Consider the following 6,700-nt stretch of genomic DNA (forward strand, 5'->3'; position numbering starts at 1 on the left):
GAAGAGCAGCACCAGCAGGGCGACCTCGGCGGCCGGCAGGCGCCACTTCAGCACCACCACCCCGATCACCGCGGTCACCCCGAGCCCGGCCGCCACGCTGGCCTGGACCAGGAACAGCGGCAGGTCCCGGCGGGCCAGAAAGGCCAGCACGAAGCCGGTGATCTGGCAGAGCAGCCCGACCAGGTAGGTGCGGTGACCGGCCAGCCGCAGCAGCAACCCCGGATCGAAGGTGTGGTGCACGGTGGTCCGCGCGGCGGCGATCGACTGGAGGAGGTTGGCGAAGCCGTACGCGATGATCATCGCCGCCAGGAAGCACCAACCGGAGGAAACCACCTGGCGAGGATAAGGGCTGCCGCCGGGTCAGCGCTCGGCCGGCCGGCCGAGCCGGGCCAAGATGTCGTCGTGCAGCAGGCCGTTGGTGGCGACCGCGCTGATCTCGTCCGGGTTGACCCCGCCGGGGGCCGGACGGCCGTCCAGGCTGGTGAAGGTGCCGCCCGCCTCGGTCACGATGGGCACCAGCGCGGCGATGTCCCAGAGCGACAGCTCCGGCTCCACCATCACCTCCAGCGCCCCCTCGGCGAGCAGCATGTAACCGTAGAAGTCGCCGTACGCGCGGCTGCGCCAGACGTCCCGCATGAGCTGGAGGACCGCGTCCAGCCGGCCCGACTCCTCCCAGCCGGTCAACGACGAGTAGCAGAAGCTGGCGCTGGCCAGTTCCTTGACGCCGGAGACCCGGATCGGCGTGCCGGCGGCCAGCCCCGGTCCCGCGTACGCCCCCGCGCCGCGCGCGCCCCACCAGCGCCGGCCCAGCGCCGGGGCGGAGACCAGGCCGAGGACCGGACGGTCCCCCTCCAGCAGCGCGATCAGGGTGCCCCAGACCGGCACACCCCGGACGAAGTTCTTGGTGCCGTCGATCGGGTCGATCACCCAGCGCCGCCCGTCGGAGCCGGCCGCCGGCTGCTCGCCGTACTCCTCGCCGAGCAGACCGTCGCCGGGCCGGTGCTCGGCCAGCAGGGTACGGACCGCCCGCTCGACGGCGGTGTCCGCGTCCGACACCGGAGTGAGGTCCGGCTTCGACTCGACCCGCAGGTCCAGGGCACGGAACCGGGCCATGGAGATGGCGTCGGCGGCGTCCGCGAGCGTGTGGGCGAGGGCGAGGTCCTCGGCGTACCCGGTCATGGCGCAACGGTAGCGAGGCCGGCGCCCGCCCCCGGCCGCCGGGTCGCCGACGTCCGCCGGGGTCGGTGGATCAGGAGCCGGCGAGGGGGTCGCCCGGGTTGCGCTCGGCCTCGCGCGGATCGCCCTCCCCGCTGCGGGAAGCCAGCAGCCGGCGGTACGACGCCAGCCGGCGCGGGTCCGCCCGGCCCGCCGCCACCCAGGCGTCCAGCGCGCAGTCCGCCTCGTCCGTGGTGTGCGGGCAGTTCGCCGGGCACTCCACCGTCCCTTCCACCAGGTCGGGGAAGCCGTGCAGCAGGCTCTCGGCGGAGACGTGGGCCAGCCCGAAGCTGCGTACCCCGGGGGTGTCGATGATCCAGCCCGGGTCGTCGGTGCGGCCGTCGACGGCGGGCAGCCGCAACGCCACCGCGCTGGTCGAGGTGTGCCGGCCCCGGCCGATCGCGCTGACCACGCCGACCGCCCGGTCCGCCGCCGGCACCAGCCGGTTGACCAGCGTCGACTTGCCCACCCCGGAGTGGCCCACCAGCACCGAGACCCGCCCGGCGAGCAGCGCGCGCAGCGCGGCCAGGTCGGCGTCCGGCTGGATCAGCACGTACGGCAGCTCCAGCTCGGTGTAGTAGCCGAGGACCGTCTCCGGACCGGCCAGGTCGGCCTTGGTGAGGCAGAGCAGCGGCTCGATATCGGCGTCGTACGCGGCCACCAGGCAGCGGTCGATGAACCCGGTACGCGGCGGCGGGTCGGCCAGCGCACTGACGATCACCAGCTGGTCGGCGTTGGCCACGACCACCCGTTCCAACCGCCCCTCGGCGGTGGTGGCGTCGTCCTCGGCGGTGCGCCGCAGCACCGACGTGCGCTCGGCGATCCGGACGATCCGGGCCAGCGCCCCGGCCGCGCCCGAGGTGTCGCCGACCAGCCCGACCCGGTCACCCACCACCACCGACTTGCGGCCCAGCTCGCGGGCGCGCATCGCGGTGACCGCCGGCACGTCCGGACCGTCGCCGGGGCGTACGCAGGTGTAGCGGCCCCGGTCCACGGCGATCACGAAGCCGTCGACCGCGTCCTCGTGCCGGGGTCGGGTCCGGGTACGCGGGCGCGAGGACTTCCCGGGCCGGACCCGCACGTCGTCCTCGTCGTACTCCCGCCGCCTGGTCGCCAGGACGTCCCCCCGTCGCGTCAGTTCTTGCCGGTCACCATCCCCGACCATAGTGCCGGGAACTCCGGCATGGTCTTCGAGGTGCACGCCACGTCGTCGACCTCGATCCCGGGCACGGCCAGCCCGGCCACCGCCGCCGCGTGCGCCATCCGATGGTCGGCGTACGTCCGGAATGTGCCGCCCCGCAGCGGGCGGGGCCGGATCTCCAGACCGTCGCGGACCTCGGTGATGTCGGCGCCCAGCCCGGTGAACTCGGTGGCCAGCGCGGCGATCCGGTCGGTCTCGTGCCCCCGGATGTGCCCGACGCCGGTCAGCCGGGACGGCGAATCGGCGAGCATCGCCAGGGCGGTCAGCGCCGGGGTCAGCTCGCTGACGTCGGAGAGGTCGGCGTCGAGACCGTGCACCACCCCGGTGCCCCGGACGGTCAGCCCGGCCGTGCCCAGCGTCACCTCCCCACCCATCCGGGTCAGCAGGGTGCGGAGCTGCTCGACCGGCTGCATGCTGCTGTGCGGCCAGCCCTGCAGGGTCACCTCGCCGCCGGTGACCAGCGCGGCGGCGAAGAACGGCACCGCGCCGGAGAGGTCCGGCTCGATCTCCCAGCCGCGCCCGGTCAGCGGGCCGGGCTCGACGGCCCAGACGTCGGGGGTGGTGTCGTCCACGGCGGCCCCGGCGGCCCGCAGCATCTGCACGGTCATCCGCAGGTGCGGTGCCGAGGGCACCGGCGGCCCCTCGTGCCGGACCACCACGCCCCGGTCGAACCGCGGCGCGGCCAGCAGCAGGCCGGAGACGAGCTGGCTGGAGGCGGAGGCGTCGATGACCACCTCGCCGCCCGCGACCCGGCCGGCGCCGAGGACGGCCAGCGGCAGGCTGCCGGTCTCCGGCGTGTCGATGCGTACCCCGAGGGAGCGCAGCGCGCCGATCAGCGGGCCGAGCGGGCGGACCCGGGTGTACGGGTCGCCGTCGAAGGTGACCCGACCCTCCGCCAGGGCGGCCACCGGGGGCAGGAAGCGCATCACCGTGCCGGCCAGGCCGACGTCGACGTGGGCCGGGCCGACCAACCGGTGCGGCCGGACCAGCCAGCGTTCGTCGTCGGAAACCGACACGTGCGCGCCCATCTCGCGCAGGCCGCCGGCCATCAGCTCGGTGTCCCGGGCGCGCAGCGGCTGGGCGAGCGTGCTCGGCCCACTGCCCAGCGCGCTGAGCACCAGGGCCCGCGCGGTCATCGACTTGGAGCCGGGCAGGCGCAGCGTGACGCCGACCGGATCGGTGGCGGTCGGCGGCGTCCACGGCTGCGGCGGGCGCGTAGCGGTCAGATTCCCCACGCTCACATTCTGCCAACTCCCGAAGCCGATGGAACCGCCCGTCGTCGCAGCTCCCGGCTGGCGGGACAGCCGGGACGCCGGTGGCGCGTTAGCGTGTGCGCCATGTGCGGGAGGTACGCGACGACCCGGAGCGCGGGCGACCTGAGCGCGCTGTTCGAGTCGTACGACGAGACCGGCGGCGGGGTCGGCCCGGACTGGAACGTCGCCCCCACCGACCCGGTGCCGCTGGTACGCCTCGCGCCGGAGGGGCACCGGCTGCTGTCGGTGGGCCGGTGGGGCCTGCTGCCGCACTGGGCCCGCACCGCCTCGGGGGCGGCCCGCATGATCAATGCGCGGGTGGAGACGGTCGCCACCAGCCGCGCGTACGCCTCGTCCTTCGCCCGCCGCCGCTGCCTGGTCCCGGCCGACGGCTGGTACGAGTGGGTCCGCGAGCCGGGTGGCCGGCGGCAGCCGTACTTCATGACCCCCCGCGACGGCTCGGTGCTCAGCTTCGCGGGCATCTGGTCGGTCTGGGCGGCGGGTGACGCGGCGCTGCTCACCTTCAGCGTGCTCACCACCGCCGCCGTGGGCGAGCTGGCCGAGGTGCACGACCGGATGCCGCTGCTGCTGCCCCGCGAGCGCTGGGCGGACTGGCTCGGGCCGGCCGAGGATCCCGCCGCGCTGCTCGCCCCGCCGCCGGCGGAGTGGCTGGCCGGGCTGGAGATCCGCCCGGTCGCACCGGCGGTCGGCGACGTCCGGAACGACGGCCCGGAGCTCACTGCCCGGGTTCCCCTGGCGCGCGAGGAGGCGGCCGCGGACATGACGCTGTTCTGATCACGCTCAGCACATTTGTCGTGTGCTGATTTGCCGGGGTTGGCCCTGAAAAGTCGCCCGGCCGTTCAGCCATGTTTGGGGATAGAGTCTTGTCTCCGTGTGCTCGAGTGCGATAGAACACAGCGCCGGCGTTGGGCGTCTGTCCGCAGGGGGCGGATGATTCCCATCGATCCTTCATGATCAAGGCCGGTCCCACGGGGGAGGTGGGTGTATTGACACGGGCACGTATGCCCCGCCCGCACGAAGTTGCCGCCGCGCGGCGCGACCCGCGACTGTTGCGGGCGTTGCGCGAACGGCGACAGGACGAGGCGTGGCGGACCAGAGGGACCTGCCAGAGCGTGGATCCGGAAACGTTCTTTCCGGCGCCCAACGAGCCGGCCGACGCGGCCGTGGCGCTCTGCCGCAGTTGTGAAGTCCAGGGATCCTGCCTGGCCTGGGCGCTGGAGGTGGGTGACTGCCACGGCGTCTGGGGTGGCACCACGCCCCGCGAGCGCCGGGCCATGCTCGTCGCCTGGCGTCAGGAGGTGCAGCCGGATCCGCACGCTCTCGACGAGGCCGGCCCGCCGGTCCGCGACCGCCTGCTCACCCTGGTGCCGCTGAGCTGACCGATGCCGCCGCCCGCGCTCCCGGCTCAGGGACCGTGGGCGGCGGCATTTCCGGTGCTGCCGGTTGCGGTCGGCAGGGTCGGGTTCACGGCTGTCGGGGTGCGGTCGGCAGGGCCGGGTTCACGGCTGTCGGGGTGCGGTCGGCAGGGTCGGGTTCACCGGCCGGGGAGCGGGGCGGTCCCGCATTCCCGGCACCGCGGGGTTCGCGGGTCGGCGGGGACGCAGAATGGGCCGGTGCCCCACGGCGACGAGATCGAGACACCGCGCGGCCCGGCCCGTGCCGACACCGACCTGCCCGGCGCGGCGTATTCCACCATGCTCGTGCTCGGTCACGGCGCCGGCGGCGACGTGACCGCCCCGGACCTGGTCGCCGTGCGCGACGCGCTGACCGAGGCCGGGCTGGGCGTGATCCGGGTGACCCAGCCCTACCGGGTCGCCGGCCGCCGGGCACCGGCCCCGGCCGGCCACCTCGACGAAGCCTGGCGAGCCGTACTGGCCGTGCTCCGGGCGCGCCACCCCACGGTGTCCCGGTGGATCGTGGGTGGCCGGTCCAGTGGCGCCCGGGTGGCCTGCCGTACCGCTCGGGAGGTCGGCGCCGCCGGCGTGGTCGCGCTCGCGTTCCCCCTGCACCCGCCGGGGCGTCCGGAGCGGTCCCGCGCCGACGAACTGGCCACCGGTCTGCCCACGCTGGTCGTCAACGGCGACCGCGACCCGTTCGGGGTTCCGGCGCCAGGGCCGGGCATCGAGGTGGTCCGCCGCCCTGGCGAGCGGCACGACCTGCGTGGCGACCCGCCAGGGACCGCCGCGGTGGTGCGCGAATGGCTGCGCGCACAGGGCTGGACACCGGCCTGACGTGCCCGGCGGTAACGACACCGGCCATCCGGCTCGGCGGTTTCCGGGTGCTCCGGGCGCCGGTGTTCGCCGCCCGAGACAGCCGGAAGCCAGGCGACTGGAACGCTATGGCGGTCAAAACGGGCCGGTGACCTCCATGGCGTTCCACCGAGGCGCGGCCGGACCGGGGCCGGAGCGGGAAACCGGCTCGGGCCGGGCCGGGCGGCGCTGCGGGTTACGGGACGGGCACGGCGCGCGTGGTTGGCGTGACCGTGGGTGGCGGTGGTCGTTGCATCGGATGGTGCCGGTCGCCCGGTTCGGGCTTCCGGGGCCACCTCCCAGGCCCTTCCTGGTCCCAGCGCCGGTCGCGGCCGGGGCCGGGACCAGGAACGGCGGGGGCGGTGGCGGAATGCGCCGGCCCACGACCCGCGTTACTACCTCCGGATGGCATTTCCAGGCGAGGGGGGTGACCGGTGCCGACCGAGACACGGAGCCGGGAGCGGGACGAACAGGACGCGCGGCAGCTCAGGGAGTTGCTCGACGCGCCGGAGTGGCCCGCGGCGGCGTCGGCCGTGAGCACCAGCACACAGTCCGGAAGTGAATCTGCCGTCAGGCGGGTACGCGTATTCTCGGCGGGACAGCATCCGACGCGAGGGGATGTGCGGTTGACCACCGAGAAGACGGACGAGCGCAGGGCCCGTTTCGAACGGGACGCGATGCCCTTCGTCGATCAGCTCTACGCTGCCGGGCTACGCATGACGCGTAACCCGGCGGATGCCGAGGACCTGGTCCAGGAGACG

Annotated in this window: 6 protein-coding genes and 2 pseudogenes; 4 read left to right on the forward strand and 4 right to left on the reverse strand. The window is 74.7% G+C overall.

Features of this window, described 5'->3' with window-relative positions; translation table 11 throughout:
• From LQ51_RS04310 to aroA, 4 genes and pseudogenes are all read right to left on the reverse strand, one after another.
• Positions 1-333: pseudogene (locus LQ51_RS04310) on the reverse strand (hypothetical protein); the annotation flags it as partial.
• A 27-nt stretch (positions 334-360) separates the two neighbouring features.
• Positions 361-1,179 (reverse strand): histidinol-phosphatase, encoded by an 819-nt coding sequence (gene hisN / locus LQ51_RS04315; protein WP_046563339.1) that lies wholly within the window; start codon positions 1,177-1,179, stop codon positions 361-363.
• Between the two features lie 70 nt (positions 1,180-1,249).
• On the reverse strand, positions 1,250-2,380 hold the full coding sequence (gene rsgA, locus LQ51_RS04320) for a ribosome small subunit-dependent GTPase A (protein ID WP_046563340.1): 1,131 nt from the start codon (positions 2,378-2,380) through the stop codon (positions 1,250-1,252).
• The gene (aroA, locus tag LQ51_RS04325; RefSeq protein ID WP_046563341.1) at positions 2,350-3,651 is read right to left on the reverse strand and encodes a 3-phosphoshikimate 1-carboxyvinyltransferase; all 1,302 of its coding nucleotides are present in this window, start codon (positions 3,649-3,651) and stop codon (positions 2,350-2,352) included. The genes rsgA and aroA overlap by 31 nt, the downstream gene beginning before the upstream one ends.
• 102 nt (positions 3,652-3,753) lie before the next feature.
• Here aroA and LQ51_RS04330 point away from each other — a divergent pair, with 102 nt between their 5' ends.
• The 4 genes and pseudogenes from LQ51_RS04330 to LQ51_RS33705 all read left to right on the forward strand — a co-directional run.
• Entirely contained in the window at positions 3,754-4,464 is a 711-nt protein-coding gene (locus LQ51_RS04330; protein WP_046563342.1) for an SOS response-associated peptidase, read from the forward strand.
• Between the two features lie 212 nt (positions 4,465-4,676).
• Positions 4,677-5,069 carry a WhiB family transcriptional regulator gene (locus LQ51_RS04335; protein WP_046563345.1) on the forward strand — a complete coding sequence of 131 codons (393 nt, stop codon included), beginning with the start codon at positions 4,677-4,679 and terminating at the stop codon, positions 5,067-5,069.
• 234 nt (positions 5,070-5,303) lie between these two features.
• Complete coding sequence (locus LQ51_RS04340; RefSeq protein WP_046563343.1) at positions 5,304-5,921, forward strand: alpha/beta hydrolase family protein; 618 nt, start codon at positions 5,304-5,306, stop codon at positions 5,919-5,921.
• Between the two features lie 452 nt (positions 5,922-6,373).
• Positions 6,374-6,700 (forward strand): annotated as a pseudogene (locus tag LQ51_RS33705) (RNA polymerase subunit sigma-24); the annotation flags it as partial.

It is taken from the genome of Micromonospora sp. HK10, assembly GCF_000982955.1.
Classification (GTDB): Bacteria; Actinomycetota; Actinomycetes; order Mycobacteriales; family Micromonosporaceae; genus Micromonospora.

Excerpts from the sequence above, each read along its gene's own strand:
- rsgA (WP_046563340.1), bottom strand. The coding sequence starts at position 2,380 with ATGGTCGGGGATGGTGACCGGCAAGAACTGACGCGACGGGGGGACGTC.
- hisN (WP_046563339.1), bottom strand. The coding sequence starts at position 1,179 with ATGACCGGGTACGCCGAGGACCTCGCCCTCGCCCACACGCTCGCGGAC.
- LQ51_RS04330 (WP_046563342.1), top strand. The coding sequence starts at position 3,754 with ATGTGCGGGAGGTACGCGACGACCCGGAGCGCGGGCGACCTGAGCGCG.